The following is a 24,927-nucleotide window of genomic DNA, read 5'->3' on the forward strand; positions in this document are numbered from 1 at the left end:
GCATATTTTGGCACTCCCCGACAAAACGCTATATGATAAAGCACCTGACCCACATACGAGCAACAAACATGAGTAACAATCCTAGTGATCTCAAGGCAAGCGGCCTGAAAGCCACCCTGCCACGGCTGAAGATACTCGATATCTTCCAGAGTAGCCCGGTACGCCACCTGACCGCGGAAGACGTGTATAAAATTCTGCTGGCCGACAATATGGATGTCGGCTTGGCAACTGTCTACCGCGTCCTGACCCAATTCGAACAGGCAGGCTTGCTCAACCGCAACCATTTTGAAACCGGCAAGGCGATTTTCGAACTCAACGAAGGCTCCCACCACGATCATCTGGTGTGCCTCGACTGTGGCCGGGTCGAAGAATTCTTCGACGAAGAAATCGAAATCCGCCAGCAAAAAGTGGCTGAAGAGCGCGGCTTCAAGATCGCCGAACACGCCCTGGCCATCTACGGCAACTGCACCAAGACAGCTTGCCCGCACAAAACAGCCTGACCCACGCCGGCCATTCCCGCAAGGGGCCGGCCGGCGCAGCATTGAACCGCATCAATGATGGCTGAGCGCGCTTGACAGCAACTTGGCCGTAATATCGACAATCGGGATGACGCGCTCGTAAGCCATGCGCGTCGGTCCGATCACTCCCAACGTTCCCACGATCTTGCCGTTGACTTCATACGGCGCCGTCACCACGCTCATTTCATCCATCGGCACCAGGTTCGATTCGCCGCCGATAAAAATCTGCACGCCCGTCGCCTTGCTCGACACGTCGAGCAGCTGCATCAAGCCCGTCTTTTGCTCGAACATATCGAACATCTGGCGCAGCGAATGCATATTCGATGACAGATCGCTCACGCTGAGCAAGTTGCGCTCGCCGGAAATCACCATGTCGTCGCTATGGTCGGCCATCGCTTCGCTGCCCGCTTCCACGGCCGCCTGCATCAGGCTGCCCATGTCGTCGCGCAACTGGCGCAATTCGCCCTGCAGGCGCACGCGCACGGCGTCGAATGACAGGCCGCCATAATTCTGATTGATGTAGTTGGCCGATTGCACCAGTTGCGCCGGCGTATAGTCGGCCTCCGTCAACAGCAGGCGGTTCTGCACGTCCCCGCCGGGAGCGACGATGACGAGCAGGATGCGTTTTTCGGACAGGCGCAGGAATTCGATCTGCTGGAACACGGATTCGCGGCGCGGGCTGAGCACGACGCCGGCAAACTGCGACAGCGACGACAGCATCTGCGCCGCGTTGGCGATGGTTTTTTGCGGCTGCGGCGTCTGCAGGCGCATGCGCGACTCCACCAGATGCTCGTCCAGGTGCCGGACGGTCAGCAAGGTGTCGACAAAGATGCGGTAGCCGCGCGGCGTGGGAATGCGTCCGGCCGAGGTATGCGGACTGGACACATAACCGAGCTCTTCCAGGTCGGCCATGATGTTGCGGATCGTGGCCGGCGACAGGTCGAGGCCGGAAATTTTCGACAAGGCGCGCGAACCGACCGGCAGGCCGTCGGCGATATATCGCTCGACCAGGGCTTTCAGCAGTGTTTGGGCACGTGTATCGAGTTGCATTGTGTTCTATTTAGAAAGTATTTTATTAAGCAAGCGGCAACGAAAGCGGCCGAACGTGCAGCAACAGCGCCTATTATGCACGTTCGCCCGTTCCGCGGCGATCAATCTTCCAGTTGCCCCTGCAGCCACAGCAGCAATTCATCGAAGTTGGCGCAGATGGCGTCGGGCTGCACGCCGGCGGCCAGGTGGGCGTCGCTGCCCTTGCGGTTCATCCACACGGCACGCATGCCCGCCCCTTGCGCTCCCGTCACATCGAAATACAGGTCATCGCCGACATACACGGCCTCGTGGGGCGCCACGCCCAGCGCGGCGCAACCGGCCAGGAAGATGCTGGCGTCAGGCTTGGCCACGCCAAAGTCGCTGGCGGCGATCGACACTTTAAAATGCTGTGCCAGGCCGATAATTTCAAGGTCCGCATTGCCATTCGAGATGGAGCCGACCAGCATGCGCTGGCCCATCCAGGCCAGGCCCGGCAAGACATCGTCATACGGCTGGACGCGATGACGGGCAGCCAGGAACTGCGCGATGGCGCCGTCGACCAGGGCGGGATCCTCGCCGGCAGCTTCGAAGGCGGTCAGCAGGCCAGCGCGGCGCAACTCGATCAGGTTGCCATGGAAATGCGGTTGATCATTGAGCATGGCCAGGCGGTGCTGGCGCAGCACCTCGATGGAAAACTGCTGCGCCACCTTGGGCGCATGCGTGGCCAGCCAGCCGTGCAGCAAGGTTTCGGCGGCGGCAATCACGGGCGCGATGGGCCACAAGGTATCGTCGAGGTCGAACAGGATGGCCTTGGGCGGCACGGCAGGTTTTAAAGGGGCAAGGGACATGGGATTCACGGTGGGTGCCGCGCCACAGTGCGCAGCCTGCGTCTATTGTCGCATTGATCGCCGCCGCCGGCATGGCTGCGCCCCCGTGAAATGGGGCCGGACCAGCGCTTCCCGGCGAAAAATTGTTACAGGGTGATACAAGGCAAGATCATTCAGCTTGCCAGATAGACTAAAATAGGCGCCATTCCAATGCGGCGCCAGCGTCCGCGTTGCGCTACCCAACCTAATTCGTTTTGGAGAATGTATGAAAAATTTGTACCTGCGCTCGATGCTGGCGGCGGCTTGCGCCGCCACATTGGCAGCCTGCGGCGGCAGCGGCGGCAACCTGTATCTGAGTGGCCAAGTGTCCAATCTGGCAAAAGATGGCCTGATTCTCTTGAACGATGGCGAACGCTTGCCGGTCTCCGCAGGCCAGACCTCCTTTGTTTTCACCAAGCTGGTCAATACCGATGACCGCTACGACATCAGCATCGCGCAGCAGCCAAAAGGCGCCGTTTGCAAGATTACCAATGGCGCAGGCAAGGCATCGAGCTATTCCGTGACCACGGCTTTCGTCAGCTGCGAAACCAATACCTACCCGCTGAGCGGCACGATCACGGGCCTGACCGCCGACGGTTTGACCCTGGCCATTGGCAGTATCACCACGAGCCCGCTGAAAGGCAGCACGAGCTATACGTTCCCGAATGTCAATGACGGCATCGCCTACAATATTTCCATAGCGACGTATCCAACGGGCCAGATGTGCAAGTTCGTAGGCTCTGCCAGCGCCAACGGCCGCGATGTCGTCGGCACCATGGGCTCAGCCGCCACGACCGGTGCCGCACTGAACTGCACGGCGCTGTAAGCCACGCGACTCGTCACCACTATATTGGATTGGAGAAATACATGAAGTTATCCTGCCTGCGCCCACTCGCCGCGCTGCTGTTGACCCTGGGACTGGCTGCTTGCGGCGGCAAGGCCTCGTATGATGTCAGTGGCACCATCAGCAACCTGAACACCGACGGCCTGGTCCTGGCCAACGGCGGCGTCAATCTCCCGATTAAATCGGGCCAGACCTCGTTTACCTTTGCCAAGCGCATCGACTATGGCACCGATTACAACATCACCGTGCAGAGCCAGCCAGCCCACATGACTTGCGCCGTCAGTGGCGGCACCGGTTCGGCCGGTCACTACCTGAGCATCCAGGCAGCGGTCCTGTGCACGCAAAATAGCTACACGGTAGGCGGCACGGTGACTGGCCTGACAGCAGATGGCCTGATCCTGATCTACGGCAATGCGCAAACCGCTGTGGCCAAGGACAGCACGACCTTCACCATGGGAACGCGTGTTCCCTATGGCGACACCTATGGCATCAGCGTATTTGCCCAGCCAACTGGCTTGAAATGCACCGTGGTAGGAGACACCGGCGTCGGCGTCATGGGCGAAGCGAACGTGACGACCGTGCAGATCGCCTGCAATCCGGGCTAACGCTGTAGCGCTGGCAGCCGCCAAGCGGCTGCCAGGAAGAGATATCACGGAAATCTATAGTTGATATTCCAAAGATAAATTGGAGTTATATGTGGCGATGCAGCATAATGCATCTGTCTCCTCCAACTCTTCCAAGAATTGGATTTAGCCCGCTTTTACCAGCGGGCTTTTTTTTGCCCAAAATTCCTCAGGCGGGTTTGTCCAAGCCGGGCTGCAGCATCTGCACGATGCTGGAGAAATCCTGCTGCGCATACCCCGCTTGCGCATGCATCTGGTACAGCTGGCGCACCAGGCCGCCCAAGGGCGTAGGCGCGTTTGCCGACAGGGCCGACTGCTGCGCCAAACCCAGGTCTTTCAGCATCAGCGCCGTGCCGAAGCCGCCCGTGTAATTGCGCGAAGCGGGCGTACCGTCCATGACGCCGGGCCACGGGTTGTACACTTCCAGGGTCCAGTTGCGGCCCGAACTCTTGGCCATGATGTCGGACAAGACTTTCGGATCGAGGCCATGCGCCACGCCCAGGTTCAAGGCCTCGGCCGTCCCCGCCATCAAGATACCCAGCAGCATGTTGTTGCAAATCTTCGCCACCTGGCCCGCACCCGCCTCGCCCGCATGGAAGATATTCTTGCCCATCTTTTCCAGCAGAGGCCGCGCCTGCTGCAAGGCCGCTTCGCTGCCGCCAACGATGAACGTCAGGGTGCCGGCCGCCGCGCCCGCCGTGCCGCCCGAAACGGGCGCATCGATCATGGCAAAGCCCCGCTCGCTGGCCGCCTGCGCCACTTGCCGCGCCACGTCGGCGGCGATGGTGCTGCAATCGATGAACAGGGCGCCGGGCTTGGCCGAGTCGAGCACGCCGCCGGCCGCCAGGTACAGCTCCTGCACGTGCTTGTTGGCTGGCAGCATGGTGATGACGGCGTCGGCCGTCTGCACGGCCGCGCTGGCGGACGCGGCCGCCGTGGCGCCCGCCTCGACCAGCGACGCCACGGCCGCCGGCGCCAGGTCGAAGACGGACACGTGGAAGCCGGCGGCCACCAGGTTGCGGGCCATCGGTGCGCCCATGTTGCCCAGGCCGATGAAAGCGATATGTTGCATGTAAAAATCTCCTGTTGTTCTTTTAATGCAGGTCGCGCAAAGGATGGCTATCCCATGGCGCCGCGAAATATTCATTCAGATACGCATCGCTGACGTCGTCCAGGCTGGCCGGCTGCCACTGCGGCGCGTTGTCCTTGTCGATCAGCAAGGCGCGTACGCCTTCGCTGAAGTCCGCGTGGGCGCAGCATTGCACGGCCACGATCAGTTCCAGCTGGAACACTTGCGCCAAACTCATGTGCCGCGTGCGCTCGCGCATGGCCCAGACCAGGGCCGCCGAGCTGGGCGCGCCTTTGTCCAGCGAGTGGGCCGCCTTTTGCAGCCACGCCGAATCGCCGTCGTACGCGGCAATGGCGGCCACCACTTCGGGCAAGGTGGGCGCTTGCGTCAGCGCGGCGATGGCGTCGAAGTTGGCGCGCACTTCAGAGACGGGCAGCACGGACGCCGGCGCCGAAAAACCGCGCAGCAAGCGGTCCAGCTGCTCGCTGTTCGCCTGCGGGCTGGCTTGCCATTGCGCCAGCGCCAGAGCGTCGAGCACCATGGCGCGCTCTTCCTGGCGCAGGAAATAGTCGCCCAGGCCCGCGAACAGGGCGTCGGCCGCGTTCATCGGCGCGCCCGTCAGGCCCAGGAACAGGCCGCTGCGCCCCGGCATGCGGCCCAGGAACCAGCTGCCGCCCACGTCCGGAAACAGGCCGATGGTGATTTCCGGCATGGCGATGCGCGTGCTTTCCGTCACAATCCGGTGGCTGGCGCCCGCCATCAGGCCCAGGCCGCCGCCCATGACGATGCCGCCGCCCCACACCAGCAGCGGCTTTGCATACGTATGGATGCGGTGGTCGAGCCGGTATTCCTCGGCAAAGAAGGCCAGCGCCTGCGGGTTCGGCACGACACCGGGCTGTTCCACGATGGCCGAGCGCAGGCTGCGCACGTCGCCGCCTGCGCAAAAGGCCTTGTCGGTCGACGATTGCAGCACCACGCAGGCGATGGCGTCGTCACTGGCCCAGCGCACGAGGGCGCCATCGATGGCGCGTATCATGTCCAGTGTCAAGGCGTGCAAGGATTTCGGCGCATCGAGCGTGATGATGCCCAGCTTCATGCCGCCGGGACAGTCACGCTCTTCCAGTTTCACGGTTTCAACCATTCTTCCACTCCGCCGGACGTTTTTCCAGGAACGCTTGCACGCCCTCTTTCTGGTCTTGCGTATCGAACAGGCCCAGGAACAGGGTGCGTTCATCGGGCAAGGAATTGACGAGCGGATGGCTGCGCGCGCCCTGGATCAGGGTCTTGCATGCCGTCACGCTGCTGGGGCTTTGGCGCGCCACCTTGGCGGCCAGGGCCAGCGCCGTGGCGGCAGCCTTGCCGGTTGGCACGACTTCTTCGACGAGGCCGATGGCCAGGGCCTTGGCTGCATCGACGCGCTCGCCGCACAGTATCATGCGCTTGGCCCAGCCTTCGCCCACCAGCCACGGCAAGTGCTGCGTGCCGCCCGCGCATGGCAGCAAACCGACGGACGCTTCCGGCAAGGCCATCTGCGCGTGTTCTTCCGCGATGCGGATGTCGCAGGCCAGCGCGCACTCAAGTCCGCCGCCCATGGCATAGCCATTGATGGCGGCGATGCTAACGCCGCGAAACGCGGACAGCGCCTCGAACGCCTCGCCAAACGCGGCGGCCATGGCGAACGCCGTGTCCTTGTTACCGTCGGCAAACACGTTCAGGTCGGCGCCGGCCGAGAAGAACTTGGCGCCGCCGCCCGTGATCACGAGCGCGTACACGTCCGGGTCCGCATTCAGGTCGGCCACCAGCTGCGTCAGCCCGTTCAGGCTGGCCAGAGTCCACGTGTGGGCCGGAGGATTATCGAGAGTCACCAGGGCCGTATGGCCACGGCGTTCCAGCAGTAAATTTGTATACACTTTGCTCATCGTAAGGTCTCCGTGGCGCCGTCTTTCAAAATCGCTCGCGCGACGATCAGGCGCATGATTTCATTCGTCCCTTCCAGGATTTGATGCACCCGCGTGTCGCGCACGTGGCGCTCGAGCGGATACTCGCGGATGTAGCCGTAGCCGCCATGCAATTGCAGCGCATCGTTGGCCACGTTAAAACCAACATCCGTGGCAAAACGTTTTGCCATGGCGCAATACGCCGTGGCATCCGGGCTTTCCTGGTCGAGTTTCCAGGCTGCCAGGCGCACCATCTGGCGCGCCGCCACCAGTTCCGTCAGCATGTCGGCCAGCTTGAATTGCAAAGCCTGGAATTGCGCCAGCTCGCGGCCAAACTGCGTGCGCTCCTTCATGTACGCTTGCGCGCGCGTCAAGGCCGCCTGCGCCGTGCCCACCGAGCACACGGCGATATTGATGCGCCCGCCATCGATGCCCTTCATGGCAATGGCAAAGCCTTCGCCTTCCGCGCCCAGCAAGTTACCGACAGGAACTCTTACCTGATCGAAGCTGATGATGCGCGTGGGCTGGCTGTTCCAGCCCATCTTTTCTTCCTTCTTGCCATACACGATGCCGGGCAAGTTGGCCGGCACGGCAAAGGCGGAAATACCGGCAGCGCCCTCGCCGCCGGTTCTCGCCATGACGATCAGCATGTTCGTCTGGCCCGCGCCAGAAATGAAGGCCTTGGTTCCATCCAGCACATAAAAGTCGCCGTCCTTCACGGCCTTGGTGCGCAAGGACGCCGCGTCGGAACCCGATTGCGGTTCCGTCAAACAATAGCTGGCCAGCTTCTGCCCGGCGGCCAAGGCCGGCACCCATTCGTCGCACAGGGCTTCCGATCCCCAGCGCGACAGCATCCAGGTGGCCATATTGTGTATCGTGATGTAGGCCGTGGTCGAGGTGCAGCCGCCGGCCAGCTCCTCGAAGACGATGGCCGCGTCCTGGCGGCTGAGGCCCAGGCCGCCCCAGCGCTGCGGCGTGTACAGGCCGCAAAAGCCCATCTCGCCCGCCTTGGCGATGGTTTCCACAGGAAAAATCGATTCCGCATCCCAATGGGCCGCATGCGGCGCCAGTTCGCCTTCGGCAAACGCGCGTGCCGCCTGCTGGAACTCGCGCTGCTCGTCGCTCAGTTCAAAGTCCATGCCAGCTCCTTATTTGAGGCTGATGGTGGTGTTGACCTTGCCCACCGAGGCCGCATCCGTGAACCAGCGCTGGGTAATCGTTTGCGTCTGCGTGTAGAACAGCACGACTTGCTTGCCGAACGGACCCAGGTCACCCAGTTTCGAACCGCGCGAACCCGTAAAGCTGAACAGGGGAACGGGCACGGGAATGGGCACGTTGATGCCGACCTGGCCCACGTCGATTTCTTCCTGGAAGTAGCGGGCGGCCGCGCCGCTTTGCGTAAACAGCGCCGTGCCGTTGCCGTTCGGATTCGCGTTGACCAGGGCAATCGCTTCGTCAAGCGTGTCGACTTCGACGACGATCAGCACGGGGCCAAAAATTTCCTGGTCATACACGACCATGCCGGGCTTCACGCCGGACAGAATCGTCGGTCCTACGAAGTTGCCGTTCGGATAGCCATCAACCTTGACGTCGCGGCCATCGAGGGTCAGCACTGCGCCCTGCTCGATACCCTTGGCGACGAGGCTGTGCACGCGCTCTTTTGCGGCGCAGGAAATGACGGGACCCAGGTCCGGATTGTCCTTGCCGGCACCGACGCTCAAGCCTTGCGCCTTGGCGGCCAGTTCCGGCAGCCATGCACGCGCTTCGCCCACCAGCACGGCGACCGAGGCGGCCATGCAACGCTGGCCGGCCGCGCCGAAACCCGCACCCAGCAACTGGTTCAAGGTCTGTTCTTTATTTGCATCCGGCAAGACGACGGCGTGGTTCTTGGCGCCCATCATGCATTGCGCGCGCTTGCCGTTCAGGCTGGCGCGTTGGTACACATGCGTGCCCACCTTGCTCGAGCCCACGAACGAAATCGCCTTGATGTCCGGATGGTCGCACAGGGCGTTGACTACGTCTTCGCCGCCGTGAATGACGTTCAGCACGCCAGCCGGGATGCCCGCCTGCAAGGCCAGGCGCACGAGTTTTTCCGTCACGAGCGGGTCTTGCTCCGATGGTTTCAAGACAAACGTATTGCCGCAGGCAATTGCCATCGGGAACATCCACAGGGGGATCATGGCGGGGAAATTGAACGGAGTAATGCCGGCGCATACACCCAGCGGCTGCATTACGCTGTAGGTATCGACGCCGCCGGCCACGTTTTGCGCGTATTCGCCCATTTGCAGCGTGCCGATATTGGCAGCGTGCTCCACCACTTCCAGGCCACGGAAGACGTCGCCTTCCGCGTCGAGCAGGGTCTTGCCCTGTTCCATCGTCAAGGTGGCGGCCAGGTCGGCCATGTTTTCGCGGATCAATTGCTGCAATTTGAGGAAAATGCGGGCACGCGCGCCGATCGGCGTCTTGCGCCAGGTTTTGAAGGCGCGCTGGGCCGAGGCGATGGCCGCATTGACTTCATCCGGCGTGGCGAACGGTACCTTGGCCAGGACTTCCTGCGTGGCCGGGTTGACAACGTCGCGCCAGATGGTGGTTTGGGATTCAACCCACTCGCCGTTGATCAACAGTGGGACGGTCGGAATTGCAGTTTGCGTGGTCACTCGGTGTCTCCTCATTTGGGTATAGGTCTGTTTGCATTATTCGCACAATCGCCGCCGCGAACAAGGCGTGAAAATGCGAGATAATGCAAAGCTGAATCTGTTAATCTGCAAATTCTGTAAATTTGCAGATTCCACAAACCGGGGAAGAGGAAACGCGATGGCAAAGGTTTTCATGGGTGTGCGCCTGCAGCGGCTGCGCGAGGAACGGCGCATGACGCAGGTGGCGCTGGCCAAGTCCCTGGGCATTTCGCCCAGCTACCTGAACCAGATGGAGCGCAACCAGCGCCCGCTGACCGTGCCTATTTTGCTGCGCATCGGTACGGTGCTGGGGGTCGATCCGCAAATCTTTTCCGAACACGACAGCGCCAGCCTCGTGGCCGACGTGCGCGACGTGTTCGGCGAATTGCCCGACGCGCCGCCCACCTCGATGGCCGAACTCAAGATGCTGGTGGAAAACATGCCGGAACTGGCCCGCTCGATCTTGCTGCTTCAGCGGCGCTACCGGGTGATGGCGGAACGGGCAGATACCCTGGCCGCGCGTCTCGACGATGGCAGCCGCGGCGCCAGCTCGGCGGCCCCGTCCACGGACGAGGAAGTGCGCGAATACCTGAACCGGCGGCAAAACTATATCGACGAACTGGACCGGGCGGCGGAACTGGTGGCCGGCGAACTCGATCCCGCTCTGCGCACGCTCGACGCCCTGCAAGGACGGCTGCTGGAACGCCACGGCATCGAAGTGCGCCTGTCCGATGGCGACGCGGGCATGGTGCGCAAACACCGCTACGACGCCCAGCAACAGATTTTGTGGCTGCCCGACACCCTGACGGGCGGCCAGCGCGCATTCCAGATGGCGGCGCAAATCAGCCTGCTCGAACATAGCGACTTGATCGACGCTCTCGTGCTGGCGGCGGGATTGTCCGGCGCGGCCGCGCAAACAAGCGCGCGCCTGGCGTTTTCCAATTATTTCGCGGGCGCCCTGCTGATGCCGTATCAACGCTTCCTGCAGGCGGCGGAAACGCGCGCCTACGATATCGAGCGCCTGGCGCACCAGTTCGGCGTGGGCTTCGAAGCCGTGTGCCACCGTTTGAGCACCATGCAGCGCCCCGATGCGGCGGGTTTGCCCTTCTTTTTCGTGCGCGTGGACCGTGCCGGCAATGTCTCGAAGCGCCAGTCGGCCACGGACTTTCATTTCTCAAGAGTGGGTGGCACCTGCCCGCTGTGGATCGTGTATGACGCCTTCAGCCATCCGGGCCAGGTGCTCACGCAAGTGGCCAGCATGCCGGACGGCTGCACCTATCTGTGGATCGCGCGCCAGGTCAGCACGGCGTCGCCGGGCTTTCGCGCGCCCGGCAAGACGTTTGCCGTGGCGCTCGGCTGCGACATCTCGCAGGCGCACCGCTTGATCTATTCGAAGGGACTCGATCTGCACGACCCCTCCAGCGCCACGCCGATCGGCACGGGCTGCAAGGTGTGCGAGCGCCAAAGCTGCCCGCAGCGGGCGTTTCCGTCGCTGCTGGCGCCACCGCCTGCGTCAGCCTGATTTACCCGACGACCCGGGTGCGCAATGCGTCGAACTCGCGCGTAAATTCCGCGCGCCAGTCGCGCCGCGTGCTCTCGTCTATCCAGGCCGCGTCGAGGCCATTCAACATGAAGCCGCGCATGTCATCGAGGTTGAAACCGAACTCGCGCATCATCATCCAGGCGCCCGTCGGTGTCACGTGGTGCAGGGTCGGATCGTCCGTGTTCGGATGCAGTTTCAGGCCCAGCTTGGCCATGGCGCGGATCGGGTGATCGAGGGCCCAGCGCTCGGGCGCCAGGGTGCGCAAATAATACGAATTGGTGGGCACGACCGTAAACACGAGGCCCCGCTCCACGCAGCGCTGCGCCAGTTGCGGATTGTCGACAATCGTGTAGCCGTGGTCGACCCGGTCCACCTGCAGCTGTTCGATGGCCGTCTCCACGTTCATCCACGGCATGCCGAATTCACCCGCATGCGCCGTGCATTTGAAGCCGGCTGCGCGCGCGGCGCGGTAGGCTTCGATGAACAACTCTGGCGGGCGGTCGTTTTCGCGGTAGTCGATACCGATGCCGATGACTTCCGGCGCGCGGTAGGCCTTCATCCATTCCACCATCTGCACGGCTTCCGCGGGAGCCGCTTCACGGTCGATGCTGGGGATCAAACGGCCAATCACGCCGAAGTCGCGCTGCGCGTCGCGGATGGCGGCCACGATGGCGTCCTGCGCCGATTCGTAGCGGATGCCCGACACGCGCACGGTACCGGTGGGGTTCCAGAAGAACTCCGCATAGCGCACGCCGTGGCCATGCGCGTCTTCCAGGTATTCGTAGGCGAGGCAATACAGGTCCGTCGGCGAGACGATCAGGTGCGCGTCGAGCGCGCGCAGCACGCGCAGCACGCCGACGGGCTTGTCGCCGCGCGTGTAGAACGCATCGATTTCTTCGGGGGTGACGACATTGCCCGTCTTGGCGGCCAGCGCGCGGAAAGTAGCCTGGCGCACCGTGCCGAACAAATGGCAATGCAGCTCCACTTTCGGCATGGCGCGTAAAAACTGTTCGATGCTCAGGGGGGAATTAGACATGAAGCTCGTTTCGTAATGAAGTGGATCAGGCGAGAATGCCGGCCAGGCGCTGCATCAGCAGTTCGATGGCGGCCGGGCCATCGGCCAGCATCGCCACCTGCGTGTTGATGGGCGCGCGGCGCGGCACGCGGAACTCGCACACCGTCATGCCGCGCGTCAGTTCGCCCGTCAATTCGATGGCCACGTGGGCGCTCTGGAACTGGAACAGCTGCGGCGCTTCCAGGTACAGGGCCACCACGGGATCGTACATGGGCATGGGCACGGAACCGTCGCTGCTGCGGATGCGCACGTACGCTTCCAGGTAGCCGGCCAGACGCTGCGCGCGCGGCGTGCCGATGGCGCGCAGCTGCCGCACTTCCGCATTCGTCACCAAGAGCTGACGGCACAGGTTCAAGCCGAACATGCGCAGCGGGATACCGGCCTGGAACACCTGGGCGGCCGCTTCCGGGTCCGCATAGATATTGAATTCGGCCGCCGCCGTGTGGTTGCCCTGGTCGGTGGAGCCGCCCATCAAAATGATCTCGACGATTTTCTCGGCGATGTCGGGCGCGCGGCTCAAGGCGGTTGCCAGGTTCGTCATGGGCGCAATCGCCATGATGGTGATCTGGCCAGGATACTTGCGCACGGCGGCGATCAGCGCATCGACGGCGTGGCCGGCAGCATCCATGGCCGCGCCGGGCGGCAGGATCTCGCCTGTCGTCGGCATGCCGCTGTCGCCGAGGATGCGCTGCGCCGTTTCGATGACGCCGGCCAGCGGTTCTTCGCAGCCGCGGTAGATCGGCACTTGCAAACCATCATGGGCCTTGATGCGCAAGGCGTTGTCGTAGGTGATGGCGACGGGTGCATTGCCCGCCACCACGCTCACGCCCAGCCACTCGATGCCGGGATTGCTGCCCAGGAGCAGCATCGTCAGCCAGTCGTCAAAACCGGGATCGGTATCGAGCCAGATCTTTTTCAAGGGTTTGTCCATGATGGTTTCCAGTCGAAGTTAGGCAGCCAGCCACAGGGCGCTGTCGGCCGGCAGCACGAAGGACACGGCCGTGCCTTCGCGCCAGGCGGCGCCGCCGGCCGCGCAGATGCCCTTGACCTGGCCCAGCGGCGTTTGCAGCAGGTATTCGACGGTGTCGCCCAGGAAGCCGCGCGCCAGCACGGTGCCGGGGTAGTTACCGGCCGCGTCGTCGGCAGCACACACGCGCACCTTGTCCGGACGCCAGCCCAGCACCGTGGTGCCGGCAGCGACGGGTGACGCGTACGGCAGGCTGGCGCCCGCGTGGTGCAGCGCGCCGTCGCGGTAGTCGAACAGGTTTTCAAAACCCATGAAGTTGGCAACGAAGCGCGTCGACGGCGTATTGAAGACGGCTTCCGGCGCGGCCAGCTGCTCGATGCGCCCGCCGTTCATGACGACGATGCGGTCGGACAGGGCCAGCGCTTCTTCCTGGTCGTGCGTCACGTACAGCATGGTGATGCCCAGTTCGCGCTGGATGCGGCGCAGCTCGGCACGCATCTGCACGCGCAGCTTGGCGTCCAGGTTCGACAGCGGCTCGTCCAGCAGCAGCAGGGCCGGCTCGACGACGATGGCGCGCGCCAGCGCCACGCGCTGCTGCTGGCCGCCGGACATCTGCGCCGGCAAGCGGGTTTCAAAACCCGTCAGTCCCACGGCGGCGATCACGGCTTCCACTTTGGTTTTCAGCAGGGCCGGCGCCACCTTGCGCAGGCGCAAACCAAAAGCGATGTTGTCGTACACGTTCAAGTGCGGGAACAGCGCATACGACTGGAACACCATGCCGATATTGCGCTTGTTCGGCGCCAGCTTGCCGATCTCGCGGCCGTCGAGCACGATGCGGCCCGACTGCAGCGGCATCAGGCCGGCGATGGCGCGCATGGTGGTGGTCTTGCCGCAGCCGCTGGGGCCCAGCAGGGAGATCAGTTCGCCCTGCTCGACGTGCAGGTCCAGGTCTTTCACGGACGTCGTGTTCTTCGCGTAGCCGAGGTTCAGCTTGTGCAGTTCCAGATAACTCATGGTGTGTTGCCTCTTACATGTATTTAGAAATGCCCAGCACCTTCTCGGTCACCATCACGAAGGCCATGGTGAACAAGACCAGCAAGGTCGACAGGGCAGCGATCGACGGATCGAAGCTGTTTTCCATATGGCCCAGCATCTCGATCGGCAAGGTGCTGATGCCGGGTCCCGTCAGGAACAGCGAGACGGGCACCTGGTTGAACGAGGTGACGAAGGCGAGGAAGAAGGCGGCGATCACGGCGTTGCGGATATTCGGCAGCACGATCATGAAGAAGGCCCGCAGGCGCGACGCGCCCAGGGTGATGGCCGCATCCTCGATATCCACGCGCAGGTTGACCAGGCTGGCGTACACGACGCGCACCGAATACGGAATCAACAGCGCGATATGGCCGATCAACAGGCCCACATACACGGGCGCATTGATGGTCAGCACCAGGTGGTGCAGCAAGCCCAGGCCGACCAGGATGGCGGGAATGATCAGCGGCGACGTCAGGATTTGCCGGATGGCGCCGATGCCGGGCGGCGGCATGCGCGAAAACGCATACGCGACGGGGATACCCAGCAGCAGCGCGATGACGGTAGCGATCAGGCCGATTTCCAGGCTGGTCTGGAAGGCGCGGCGGAACTCGGGCGCCGACCATACTTCGATGATCCAGCGCAGCGAGTACGACTCGGGCGGGAAGGCCAGGGTTTCGCCGCCGCTAAAACCGGCCAGCACAACAATAGCGAAAGGCCCCAGCAGGAACAGGAACACCAGCCATAAAACGGCACGTGAAAACAAGCTTTCTTTCATACGGAACTCCGGCTCGAGGAAATACGTTTAAGGCCGGCGTTGACCAGCAGGGTCATGCAGACGAGGATGACGGCGATGACATTCGCCGCGCCGAAATCGCTTTCCACGCTGACCTTCTGGTACAGCAGCGTTTCCAGCATCAGCACCTTGGTGCCGCCCAGGAGGGCCGGCGTCACATAGGCCGTCACGCAGCCCGTAAAGACGAGCGTGCCGCCGACGACCAGGCCTTCCTGCGTCAGCGGCAGGGTGACCTTGCAAAACACTTGCCAGGGATTGGCGCCAAGGGTGGCGGCAGCCGGTTCCACGTCGCGCGGCAGGTTTTCCAGCGCGCCCGCCAAGGACATCAGCATCAATGGCAGCAGCAATTGCAGCAGGCCGACAAACACGGCAAACTCGCTGAACAGCAAGCGCAGCGGCTCTTCCGTGAAGCCCATGTTGACGAGCGCCGCGTTGAGGGCGCCGTTACGGCCCAGCAGCACGATCCAGGCGTAGGTGCGCGCGATCGGCGAGACCATCAGCGGCAGGATCATCATGCCCACCACCAGCCCGCGCCACTTCGGCGACACGCGCGCCACGGCTTGCGCGGCCGGGTAGCCGAGGATGATGGAGGCCAGGGTCACCAGCGCGGCGATGCGCAAGGTGCGCCAGAAGATGGTGCGGTTGAATTCCTGCGAGAAGAAGTCGACGAAGCGGTCCACGCCCCACTGCATGCCGTCGCCGACACGGAAGGCGTCGACCAGCAAGGCCAGCACGGGCAGCAGGAAGCAGACGACGATAAAGATCAGCGCCGGCAGGACCAGCAACAGTCCCAGACGCTTTTTTGGATCAGCAAACATGGTGTTCTCTCCTCGTCACCACTATTTGCTCATGGCCTTGTTCCACTGCGTCATCCAGTTGCTGCGCTGTTTGATGATGGTTTCCGGCTTGACGAATTTCAGCGAATTGATCTGGTCGGCGCCATAGGTATTGAATTGCGCGGCCGCCACGGACAGGCGCACGTCCTTGTTGACTGGCGAGTCGACCAGGTTGGTCGCCAGCTGCGTCTGCACTTCCTTGGACAGCCAGAAATCCATCAGCTGGTAAGCCAGGTCCGCGTTCTTCGAACCGGCCACGATGCCCATCACGTTCATGCCGGCCGCCTGGCCTTCGGCCGGGATGCTCCATTTCAGGGGCAGGCCCGTCTTGAGCATTTGCGACCACGTAAAGCGCGCCACGGGCGCGGCCCAGATTTCATCCTGAGCGAACAGGGCCGCCAGCTGCGCGCTGTTTTTCGAGAACGTGACGACGTTGCCCTTCATGCCGACGATCTTGGCAAAACCGGTCGCGTAGTCGTCCGTCTTGCCGCCCCAGGCCGCATCGGCCATGCGCAGCATCAACGGCCCCTGCGTGGTACTCACGTCGGGGAAGGCCACGCGGCCCTTCAGTTCAGGGCGCCACAAGTCCTTCCAGGACGTCAGCGGGGCGATCTTGTCGCTGCGGTAGACCAGGCCCACCGAATACAGGGTGTAGCCGACGGCGAAATTGCCGCCGATGGGGTTTTTCGCCACATCGTACAAGGCTTTGTAATTGCTCAGCTTGGAGTAATCCATGGGCTGGATGACGCCCTTCTGCGCCGCTTCCAGCATGCCGGAATCGGACAGCAGCACCAGATCGATCACCGGGTTCCTGGCGTGCACCACCAGCTTGGCGATGCGGTCCGCGTTATTCCCCGTTTCCACCTTGATATCGCAACCGCATTTGGCCTTGAACGGCTCGTACACATACTTCATGAACAAGGGCTGGGCAATCGGGTAGGCCGAAATGACCAGCTCGCGTTTTTCCGCGTGGGCGGCGTTAGCCAGCAAGCCTAGGCTCAACGCCAACATGAGGTGCTTTTTCAAGATGCTTCCTTTCAGGGACGGCGCCGGGGGACAGCGCCTGTAAAGATGAATCAGTGTCAGAAATAATGGCGCATGCCAGCGATCAGGACGCTCTGCGTCTTGCCGCCCGAGGCGCCAAAGCCGAACACGCGGGCGAACGTCGCATCGCCCGCCGCTTTCTGGTAGCTCCAGGTGATGGCGACATCGGTGCGCTTGGACAGGAAGTAATCGGCCTGGAAGTTGACCTGATGCCATTTCGGCGTCTTGTTGATCACGTCATATTTACCGGTGGTATAGAAATACGAGGCGCCCAGGTTCAGCGCTTCCGTCAGCTTGTGGTTCACGTTCAAGTCCACGTTTTGCAAGGTCAGATTGCTTTGATCCAGGTAGTGGTAGCGCACGTTGGTGTACAGCGCGCCGAACTTGGTCTTGCCGACATTATAAAAGCCTCCCGTGCCGGCGATGGCCTGGCTGTCCACGCCGGCGCCCTTGACGGCGCTCTTGTTGAAGATCAACAGGGAGCTGCCGTAGTCATTGCCGATGGCGCCATTCGGTGCATCGGGGCTGTTCGGACGGTCCATCTTGGTATAGGCGACGGCCCAGCTGAAGGCATCGACCTTGTAGCCGGCGCCCATGCTGTAGACGCGGTTGCGGTTCGAATCTTCCGGGTTTTCGCTGAAGCCATACAAGCCCGTAAACGACAGGTTGCTGATGTTCGGGCTCACATACTTGACGGCGTTTTGCACGCGCAGGTTGTTGTAGCCATTGTCGTTGTCGCCGATGTGCACGCCGTTACTGGCGATGACCACGGGGCCCAGCAGATCCTTGACGGCTTCGTACTGGCGGCCCAGGGTGAGCGTACCCTTGTCATTGCTGGACAGACCCACATACGACTGGCGGCCGAACAGGCGGCCGCTTTGCGAGGCCGTGCCCGTCATGACGTTAAAACCGTTTTCCAGCACGAAGACGGCCTTGGTGCCGTTGCCCAGGTCTTCCTGGCCGCGGAAACCGATGCGGGGATTCTGGTTCGTGCCGCTCAGCGCATGCGTGCGGCTGCCGTTACCCTCATCCGATACATAGCCGATACCGGCCGACAGCAAGCCATACACTTGCACGCTGCTTTGCGCCTGCGCCACGCCGTGCGCCGCCAGCAAGCCCCCCACTACCATCGTTCCCGTCATCCATTTGTTCATCGCCGCCACCCTAAAAAGAATAAACCCTGAGTTTTTTTGGAATTATTTTATTGATGCGTCCCTTGCATGGCCCGCTGCCGCGAGTACCGGCGCCGCCTGGCAAGCGCTTCTCCGAAGATTGTTGCCTTCAAGACAAGTTAAGACCAGTCCAGAATATGGTAAATTGCAGGATAAGAAAATTTGTTTATTTTTATAAATCCATTACTTTTTCTAATAAGCAAACCCATGCATGAACTGAGCAAGAAGATTTCCTTACGACATTTGCAAGCGTTTGCCACCCTCGCCCGGGTAAACAGCTTCAGCAAGGCTGCACAGGAATTGTGCGTGACCCAGCCGGCCCTCAGCGCGTCGATCAAGCTGCTGGAAAATCAGCTGGGAAAAAAGTTGTTTAACCGCACAACCCACCAGCTGGAATTGACGCGCGAAGGCAAGCTTGCGCTCGACTACGCCACGCATTTATTGAATACGGCAAGCAACACTTTTGCCGATATCCAGCGCGCCATCGGCAGCGGCCGGCACCGCATCCGCATCGGCGCCATCCCGTCGGCCATGGCGATGACGGCCGTCGTGGTGGCGCGCTACTGCGAGCAGCATGGCGATGAAGTGGAAATCGTCCTGTCGGACATGCCCAACGACGGCTTGCTGCACGCCCTGCATTCGGGCCAGCTGGACTTTTGCGTGGGCATCGAAGTACCCGGTTCCGTCTCGCTGGAAAGCGTGGGCCTGTTCGAAGACGAGCTGGTGCTGGTGACGGCGGGACGCCATGCGCTGGCGCCGCTCAAGGAAGTGCGCTGGGACCAGCTGGCAGGTCAGGAAATCGTCGTGTTCACCAAGGGCAGCATCTGGGAGTTCGCCTCGAGCGCGCTGCGCCAGCATGGCTTGAGCCCGTCGAGCCTGTACCAGATGATACACAGCGAATCGCTGTACGGCGTGGTGCGCGCCGGCATCGCCGTGGGCATCATGCCCAGCCTGTACACGACCTTCCTCAACGACGAGGACCTGCACGTGGCGCCACTGCGCCAGCCCACGTGCAAGCGCAAGATCGCCCTGATGCGGCGCAATGAAATCAGCCGCAACCACCACGTGGACGACTGCTTTTCAGCGCTGCGGCAAGATTTGCAGCAGGTCGATCAGTGGTTTTAAGTTAATACTTAAGCAGGTGCTTTCAGCAAGTTCGCTAAGGCAACGTATTGCTCCAAGCCCACGGTTTCCGGACGCAGGGTCGGGTCGATGCCTGCCGCCTTGATTTGCTCTTCCGTAAACATTCCGGCCAGGCAGTTGCGGATCACCTTGCGGCGCTGCGAGAAGGCCTTCATGACTACAGCTTCCAGGGTGGCCTGGTCGCAGGTCAGGCGCTCGGCCACGGGGATCATGCGCACGATGGCCGATTCCACTTTCGGCGGCGGATCGAAGGCCGTCGGCGGCACGATGAACAGCAGCGACATCTTGTAGCGCCACTGCAGCATCACGGACAGGCGGCCATACGCCTTGCTGCCCGGCTCGGCCACCATGCGTTCGACGACTTCCTTTTGCAGCATGAAATGCTGGTCCTGCACCAGCGGCGCAAAGTCCGCCAGGTGGAACAGCAGGGGACTGGAAATGTTGTATGGCAAGTTGCCCACGATGCGCAGCTTCTGGCCGGCCGGCACGGGGATTTGCGCGAAATCGAATTTCAGCGCATCGCCCGAGTGGATCGTCAGCTTGGCCGGATTGAAGGTTTTTTCCAGGCGCACGATCAGGTCGCGGTCCAGCTCGACCACGTGCATCTGCTTCAGGTGGCGCAGCAATTGCTCCGTCATGGCGCCCAGGCCGGGGCCGATCTCGACCATGGCATCGTCCGGCTGCGGCCCGATGGCGGCCGTGATGTCGTCGAGGACGAAGCGGTCATGCAGGAAGTTCTGGCCAAAGCGTTTGCGGGCAACGTGTTTCATAATGTGTTTTCTATCAATGCGGTAAAGCCGGCACAGGCCGGCGGGATCGGTTGGGCAAGCAGTGTCGGGTTACGCCGTGCCGGCTAACCCGACCTGCGCGCTATGCTATGGTCGGAGTGCTGGCGCGCAACATGTCGAGCGCCGTTTGCAGCGCCTGCTCCATGCTGTGGCCATCGGCCAGTCCCAGCCCTTGCGCGGCCAGGTCCAGCGCCGTGCCGTGGTCGACCGAGGTGCGTATCAGCGGCAAGCCCAGGGTGATATTGATGCCGCGCCCGAAGGTCGCATATTTCAGCACGGGCAAGCCCTGGTCGTGGTACATGGCCAGCACGCAGTCGGCGTCTGCCAGGTATTTCTGCTGGAACAAGGTGTCGGCCGGATACGGTCCGCGCGCATCGATGCCGCGCGCTTGCGCCGCGGCAATCGCCGGGGCGATGATATCGATTTCCTCGCGTCCCAGATAGCCGCCCTCGCCCGCGTGCGGGTTCAGGCCGGTGACGAGGATGCGCGGCGCGGCGATGCCGAATTTCTGTTGCAGGTCCGTCTGGAGGATATCGAGGGTGACGGCCAGGCTGTCCATGGTGATGGCGGCGGACACGTCCTTCAAAGGCAGATGCGTGGTGGCCAGCGCCACGCGCAGGGTCGGTTCGCCATGGCCAGGTTCGCCGGCCAGCATCATCACCACTTGCGGCGTACCGGTTTTTTCTGCCAGGTATTCCGTATGGCCGGAAAAGGCCACGCCAGCGTCGTTGATCGTGCTCTTTTGCAAGGGCGCAGTGACCATGGCGCCAAACCAGCCCGCTTGGATGCCTTCCACGGCCGCGTCCAGGGTGGCGAGCACGGAACGCCCGTTTTCCTTGTCCAGCACGCCAGGAATGACATTGTTGACAGTGGGAATATCGATCACGGCCAGGCGGCCAGGACCGAACTGGGGCAGGCCGCTGTTGCGCACGGCTTGCAGCGACAGCGCCGCCAGGCGAATCTCCGGGTCGATCAGGCCGGCCGTCAGCGCCAGGAAGGCGGCGTCGCCCAGCAAGATGCAGTTGACGTCATGCCGCATGGCCCAGGCGGCGCGGATGGAAATTTCCGGGCCGACACCAGCCGGTTCGCCACAGGTAATGGCGATGGCCGGACGGCGTGCAAGGGGCAAATTACTCATGCGCAATCAATCAGCGGCATTACTGGTCTTCCGCGCGGAATTCGACGTAAGCACGGTCGCGCACTTCGCGCGCCCAGTTTTCCGTCGCTTCTTCCAGCTTGCGTTCGCGCAAGGCGTTGCGTGCCGCAGCGCGCTGCTTCTCTTTCGATACGTCGTCGCTCTTGCGTTCCAGCACTTCGATCAGGTGGAAGCCAAAGCTCGACTCGATCGGCTCGCTCACTTCGCCCGGTTTCAGCGCATTCATCGCCGTTTCGAATTCCGGCACGGTGTCGCCTGGATACAGCCAGCCCAGGTCGCCGCCCTTGGCCGCCGAACCGTCGTTCGAGAACAAACGGGCCAGGTCTTCGAACTTGGCGGCCTTGTTGTCGAGGCGCTCTTTCAATTCCAGCAATTTACGCTTGGCTTCGGCCGCCGACAGGGTCGGCGTCACTTTCAGCAGGATGTGGCGGGCATGCGTCTGCTGCACGGCGGCGACGGCTTGCGCCTCGGCAGCGCTGCGGCGGTCCACCAGCTTCAGGATATGGAAGCCCGTGTTGCTCTTGATGATAGGCGTGATCTGGCCCGGCTTCAATTTCAGCAACTGTTCCGTGAACAATGGCGGCAGACGGTCGCTATGGCGCCAGCCGATATCGCCGCCGCTCAGTGCATCGCTGGCGTCGGAATAGGTGGCGGCCATCTTGGCGAAATCGGCGCCCGTGCGCAGCTGGCGGCTGACTTCTTCGGCGCGCGCGCGGCGTGCGGCGATCTGTTCGGGGCTCGAGTTTTCAGGGATGCGCACGAGAATCTGCGCCAGGTTCAGCTCGACCTGTTCGCTGGCGGCCGCTTTTTCCGCTTCCAGGAAGTTATCCACTTCGGAATCGGAAATCTGGATCTTGGCGTCGACTTCGTGTTCGCGCAGGCGCTGCATGATGATTTCATCGCGGATTTCTTCGCGGAAGGTTGCAAACGGCGTGCCTTCCTTTTCCATCTGGTTGCGCAGCTCTTGCACCGTCATCTTTTGCTGTTCAGCAATACGGCCAATCGCACGGTCCAGGGTCAGGTCATCCACGCGGACGCCCATTTCCTTGGCCAGCTGCATTTGTGCGCGCTCGACAATCATGCGCTCAAGCAATTGACGACGCAGGTCGGCCGGGTCGGGCAAGGGCACGTTCTGCGCTTTCATGCGCTGCTCCACGCTCTTGATACGGGCCGCCACTTCATTGCGCGTGATCACATCGTCATTGACGACGACGGCGATGGAGTCGATGGTCTGGCCACTGCTCGACGCGGGAGGCGTGAAGCCCTTGGCCGGCGCTGGGGCAGCGGCAGCGGGCTTGGCCGCAGGAGCTGGCGCAGCCTGTTGCGCCCAGACACTACTGGTCGTGGCGCCGGAAATGGCGCACAACAAAACCGTTGCAATTTTGAGTTGGTGCATACTGGCATTACGCATAATGTGTAGAGCGCTCATGAGTTCAGGTGAATAAAAAAACCGGTTTGTGCCAGCGCCGGGAACACCGGCGGCGGCAACGGTGCCTATCTTAACGGAGTGGCTGGCTCAGTGTCTGGTAACCAGGGATGGTTTTTGTAAAAGTTTCCAGGCCATTCGCGCCCAGGCCCAGGCCATTCGACAAGCCCGTCAATTCCAGCTGGAAGAAGATCGGCGTCGAAACAGTCTTGGTCGTCGTCACGAAACGCTGCGCACCCATGCGGAACACCCAGCAGTCGCCCTTGTATTCCAGCCCGACCAGGCTTTCCAGCATGCTGCGATCCTTGATGGAGTAGCTGATGCGCCCCACGCCATACAGGCGGTCCGTCAACGGCCATTGCGTCGACACTTCCGCATTGCGCAGCACATCACGCTGAAAACGGTTACTGAAATTCAATACCTTCTTCGGCCCTGGCTGATATTGCAAGGTGTAGTTGTAGCTCATCAGGCGGCGATCGCTGGGATTGTACTGCACCAGGCTGTCGGCGGTCCAAGTCTCGGACACGCGGCCCGTCGCGGCCAGCAGGATATCGGAGCGCGACTGGTTAACGGGCGTCGTCGAATTGAGCTGCACGCGCTGGTCGGCAAAATAGAAACGCTGGCCGAAGGTCAGGCGCATGCGCTCCGTGCCGTCCGACTGCAGGAAGCGCGAGACGACGGCGGCCGTCACCTGATTGGCGTCGCCGATGCGGTCGCTGCCGACAAAACGGTTTTCCGTGAAAATCTGCGTCAGGTTGAACGTGCCCTCGGCCGTATCGAAGTTCGGAAACTGCGACTGGTCGCGGTACGGCGTGTAGACATAGAACAGGCGCGGCTCCAGGGTTTGCGTGCCGCCCTTGGCGCCGAACAGATTCGTGTCGCGTTCAAACACCAGGCCGCTGTCGACCGAGAACGTCGGCACGGCGCGCGTAAACGAGGTGGTTTTAAACAGCGCCTTGGTCCGAGCGTCATTGTCGAGCTGATACGCGCTCGCATTGAGCATCAGCTTGGGCGTGACGAAGTACCCAGGGCGCATGATGGGGAAACTCACCTGCGGCACGGCCACGAGGCGCGAGCCTTGCACCAGAGTCGGATGCGCGAAGCGCGTCGCTTCCGCGTCGAAGGTCCAGTCAAAACCGCCCCAGACGTCGTATTTGCCAGCGTGGAAGTTCACCGCCGGCAAACGGTCATACGGGCGCGGCACGACCACGTTGGGATCGGGATCCTGCAGCACCTGGTAATTCTGCACGCGCGCCGTCAGGTTCCAGTCCTCGGTGCGGTAATCGGTGCGCAATTCGCGCAGCAACTGGCGCTCGGTGGCGGTGGCGACGGTTTTTGAAAAATCGTTCGGGTAATTATTGTCGGACGCCTCGCGCAAGTCCCAGCTGTAACTCCAGCCCTTGGCCAGCGCCTGCTCATGCTTGGACCTGATCATGTAGCGGTTGGTCTTGGTCTGCTTGTCGTTAGGCAAGAACTCAAACGACGTCTCGCCCTGGTACAGGCCGGCATCCGTCTCGCCCATGTAACGGCCCGTCGCACCGAGCTGGATACCGCGTCGCTGGATATAGCGCGGGAACAGGGTCAGGTCGCGGTTCGGCGCGATGTTCACGTAATACGGCATCAGCAGCTCGAAACCGTTCTTCGAAGCAAAGCCCGGCGTGGGCGCCAGCCAGCCCGAGCGGCGCGCACCCGACAGCGAAAACGAAATGCCCGGCGTGCCCAGGATCGGCACGTCCTTGAAATAGATGATGGTCTTGCTGCCGGTGCCCACGTCGCGGCCCGTGTCGAGGTTCAAGGTGCTCGATTTCAGGTACCAGTCCGGATTCGGCCCTTCGCAAGTACTGTACGTGCCGTCGATGACCGTGGCTTCGTCGGGGTTGATGAAGTCGACGCGTTCGGCCTTGCCCTGGCCGCCGCCCACTTCGAAGCGGTACGTCGGGTTGAGCAGGAAACCCTTGCCGGTCTCCATGTTCAGCTTCAGGACGTCACCCGTATAGTAATCGCCGAAACGCCACATCTTGATGTGGCCCTCGGCGTCGAACCGATCTTCAACTTGTTTGTAACAAGCTGTATCGGCCGTCATTTTTGTGGTTTTTCCGCGCTCAATCACAACATTCTGGTCGAGATTGACCTCCCTTTCGGGGCGACCGTTCATGCTGTTCGCCGTCATGACGGTGGGCGCGTCGGGATCTTCCACATGCACCGGACGCGGTGCTTTCTGGGCGTGGACAGGCACCGTCGTGGCGGCGACGAGCGCGCTGATGGCGAAAGCCCAGCGCTGCGAAGGGGGGGAGGCCGAAAACCAGCTCATGAATTGGAAGGGGCAAGCACCATGACAGGCGATTTTTTGATTTGAATCCCTTATTATATGGGAATCTGCACCATCAACCC

The 24,927-nt window shown here is 62.1% G+C and carries 23 protein-coding genes; 5 read left to right on the plus strand and 18 right to left on the minus strand.

Annotation, left to right across the window (positions count from 1 at the left end; translation table 11 throughout):
- Positions 1-68 precede the first annotated feature (68 nt).
- A complete protein-coding gene (gene fur / locus GYK42_RS04710; protein WP_034745717.1) occupies positions 69-500 on the plus strand; it encodes a ferric iron uptake transcriptional regulator in 432 nt (143 codons plus the stop codon).
- Between the two features lie 51 nt (positions 501-551).
- Here the strand turns inward: fur and hrcA are convergent, their stop codons facing one another.
- On the minus strand, positions 552-1,568 hold the full coding sequence (gene hrcA / locus GYK42_RS04715; RefSeq protein ID WP_034745713.1) for a heat-inducible transcriptional repressor HrcA: 1,017 nt from the start codon (positions 1,566-1,568) through the stop codon (positions 552-554).
- Positions 1,569-1,669: 101 nt separating this feature from the next.
- Entirely contained in the window at positions 1,670-2,395 is a 726-nt protein-coding gene (locus GYK42_RS04720; protein WP_166446525.1) for an HAD family hydrolase, read from the minus strand.
- 244 nt (positions 2,396-2,639) lie between these two features.
- On the opposite strand from GYK42_RS04720, the gene GYK42_RS04725 reads away from it, so the two are divergent.
- Both GYK42_RS04725 and GYK42_RS04730 read left to right on the plus strand, forming a co-directional pair.
- Positions 2,640-3,239, plus strand: coding sequence for a hypothetical protein (locus GYK42_RS04725; RefSeq protein WP_166446526.1), 600 nt, complete (start codon positions 2,640-2,642; stop codon positions 3,237-3,239).
- A 41-nt stretch (positions 3,240-3,280) separates the two neighbouring features.
- Positions 3,281-3,862, plus strand: coding sequence for a hypothetical protein (locus GYK42_RS04730; RefSeq protein ID WP_166446527.1), 582 nt, complete (start codon positions 3,281-3,283; stop codon positions 3,860-3,862).
- A 187-nt stretch (positions 3,863-4,049) separates the two neighbouring features.
- Here the strand turns inward: GYK42_RS04730 and mmsB are convergent, their stop codons facing one another.
- From mmsB to GYK42_RS04755, 5 genes are read right to left on the minus strand one after another with little or no spacing between them, the layout of a single operon-like run.
- Positions 4,050-4,952 (minus strand): 3-hydroxyisobutyrate dehydrogenase, encoded by a 903-nt coding sequence (gene mmsB / locus GYK42_RS04735; RefSeq protein WP_099409016.1) that lies wholly within the window; start codon positions 4,950-4,952, stop codon positions 4,050-4,052.
- Positions 4,953-4,974: 22 nt separating this feature from the next.
- Positions 4,975-6,090: an enoyl-CoA hydratase/isomerase family protein gene (locus tag GYK42_RS04740; RefSeq protein WP_166446528.1), complete on the minus strand. Its 1,116-nt coding sequence runs from the start codon at positions 6,088-6,090 to the stop codon at positions 4,975-4,977.
- Positions 6,083-6,868: an enoyl-CoA hydratase gene (locus GYK42_RS04745; protein ID WP_046684480.1), complete on the minus strand. Its 786-nt coding sequence runs from the start codon at positions 6,866-6,868 to the stop codon at positions 6,083-6,085. The genes GYK42_RS04740 and GYK42_RS04745 overlap by 8 nt, the downstream gene beginning before the upstream one ends.
- Positions 6,865-8,025: an acyl-CoA dehydrogenase family protein gene (locus GYK42_RS04750; protein WP_166446529.1), complete on the minus strand. Its 1,161-nt coding sequence runs from the start codon at positions 8,023-8,025 to the stop codon at positions 6,865-6,867. Before GYK42_RS04750 ends, GYK42_RS04745 begins: the two co-directional genes overlap by 4 nt.
- 9 nt (positions 8,026-8,034) lie before the next feature.
- Positions 8,035-9,543, minus strand: a complete 1,509-nt coding sequence (locus tag GYK42_RS04755; protein ID WP_346768058.1) for a CoA-acylating methylmalonate-semialdehyde dehydrogenase — start codon at positions 9,541-9,543, stop codon at positions 8,035-8,037.
- A 157-nt stretch (positions 9,544-9,700) separates the two neighbouring features.
- Here GYK42_RS04755 and GYK42_RS04760 point away from each other — a divergent pair, with 157 nt between their 5' ends.
- A complete protein-coding gene (locus GYK42_RS04760) occupies positions 9,701-11,083 on the plus strand; it encodes a short-chain fatty acyl-CoA regulator family protein (protein WP_139090566.1) in 1,383 nt (460 codons plus the stop codon).
- 1 nt (position 11,084) lies between these two features.
- On the opposite strand, the gene GYK42_RS04765 is transcribed toward GYK42_RS04760, so the two are convergent.
- Genes GYK42_RS04765 through GYK42_RS04795 form a run of 7 tightly spaced genes read right to left on the minus strand, consistent with a single transcriptional unit; the run spans position 11,085 to position 18,005 of the window.
- Positions 11,085-12,140 (minus strand): adenosine deaminase family protein, encoded by a 1,056-nt coding sequence (locus GYK42_RS04765; protein ID WP_166446531.1) that lies wholly within the window; start codon positions 12,138-12,140, stop codon positions 11,085-11,087.
- Positions 12,141-12,165: 25 nt separating this feature from the next.
- A complete protein-coding gene (locus GYK42_RS04770) occupies positions 12,166-13,110 on the minus strand; it encodes a nucleoside hydrolase (protein WP_240943447.1) in 945 nt (314 codons plus the stop codon).
- A gap of 18 nt (positions 13,111-13,128) precedes the next feature.
- Positions 13,129-14,160 (minus strand): ABC transporter ATP-binding protein, encoded by a 1,032-nt coding sequence (locus tag GYK42_RS04775; RefSeq protein ID WP_166446532.1) that lies wholly within the window; start codon positions 14,158-14,160, stop codon positions 13,129-13,131.
- 13 nt (positions 14,161-14,173) lie between these two features.
- Positions 14,174-14,953 carry an ABC transporter permease gene (locus GYK42_RS04780; protein WP_034778814.1) on the minus strand — a complete coding sequence of 260 codons (780 nt, stop codon included), beginning with the start codon at positions 14,951-14,953 and terminating at the stop codon, positions 14,174-14,176.
- On the minus strand, positions 14,950-15,789 hold the full coding sequence (locus GYK42_RS04785; RefSeq protein ID WP_046684486.1) for an ABC transporter permease: 840 nt from the start codon (positions 15,787-15,789) through the stop codon (positions 14,950-14,952). Before GYK42_RS04785 ends, GYK42_RS04780 begins: the two co-directional genes overlap by 4 nt.
- A 21-nt stretch (positions 15,790-15,810) precedes the next feature.
- On the minus strand, positions 15,811-16,833 hold the full coding sequence (locus GYK42_RS04790) for an ABC transporter substrate-binding protein (protein ID WP_240943450.1): 1,023 nt from the start codon (positions 16,831-16,833) through the stop codon (positions 15,811-15,813).
- A 56-nt stretch (positions 16,834-16,889) separates the two neighbouring features.
- Positions 16,890-18,005: a porin gene (locus GYK42_RS04795; protein WP_235432932.1), complete on the minus strand. Its 1,116-nt coding sequence runs from the start codon at positions 18,003-18,005 to the stop codon at positions 16,890-16,892.
- 225 nt (positions 18,006-18,230) lie between these two features.
- Between GYK42_RS04795 and GYK42_RS04800 the strand changes: the two genes are divergently transcribed.
- A complete protein-coding gene (locus GYK42_RS04800) occupies positions 18,231-19,148 on the plus strand; it encodes a LysR family transcriptional regulator (RefSeq protein WP_034745670.1) in 918 nt (305 codons plus the stop codon).
- A gap of 8 nt (positions 19,149-19,156) precedes the next feature.
- Here the strand turns inward: GYK42_RS04800 and rsmA are convergent, their stop codons facing one another.
- The 4 genes from rsmA to GYK42_RS04820 form a co-directional block, all read right to left on the minus strand.
- On the minus strand, positions 19,157-19,936 hold the full coding sequence (gene rsmA / locus GYK42_RS04805) for a 16S rRNA (adenine(1518)-N(6)/adenine(1519)-N(6))-dimethyltransferase RsmA (protein ID WP_166446533.1): 780 nt from the start codon (positions 19,934-19,936) through the stop codon (positions 19,157-19,159).
- Positions 19,937-20,036: 100 nt separating this feature from the next.
- Entirely contained in the window at positions 20,037-21,092 is a 1,056-nt protein-coding gene (pdxA, locus tag GYK42_RS04810; RefSeq protein WP_166446534.1) for a 4-hydroxythreonine-4-phosphate dehydrogenase PdxA, read from the minus strand.
- A gap of 19 nt (positions 21,093-21,111) precedes the next feature.
- On the minus strand, positions 21,112-22,506 hold the full coding sequence (locus GYK42_RS04815; protein ID WP_240943451.1) for a peptidylprolyl isomerase: 1,395 nt from the start codon (positions 22,504-22,506) through the stop codon (positions 21,112-21,114).
- A gap of 103 nt (positions 22,507-22,609) precedes the next feature.
- Entirely contained in the window at positions 22,610-24,847 is a 2,238-nt protein-coding gene (locus tag GYK42_RS04820; RefSeq protein ID WP_166446536.1) for an LPS-assembly protein LptD, read from the minus strand.
- Positions 24,848-24,927: the final 80 nt, after the last annotated feature.

It is taken from the genome of Janthinobacterium lividum (assembly GCF_011601275.1).
Classification (GTDB): domain Bacteria; phylum Pseudomonadota; class Gammaproteobacteria; order Burkholderiales; family Burkholderiaceae_D; genus Janthinobacterium; species Janthinobacterium lividum_E.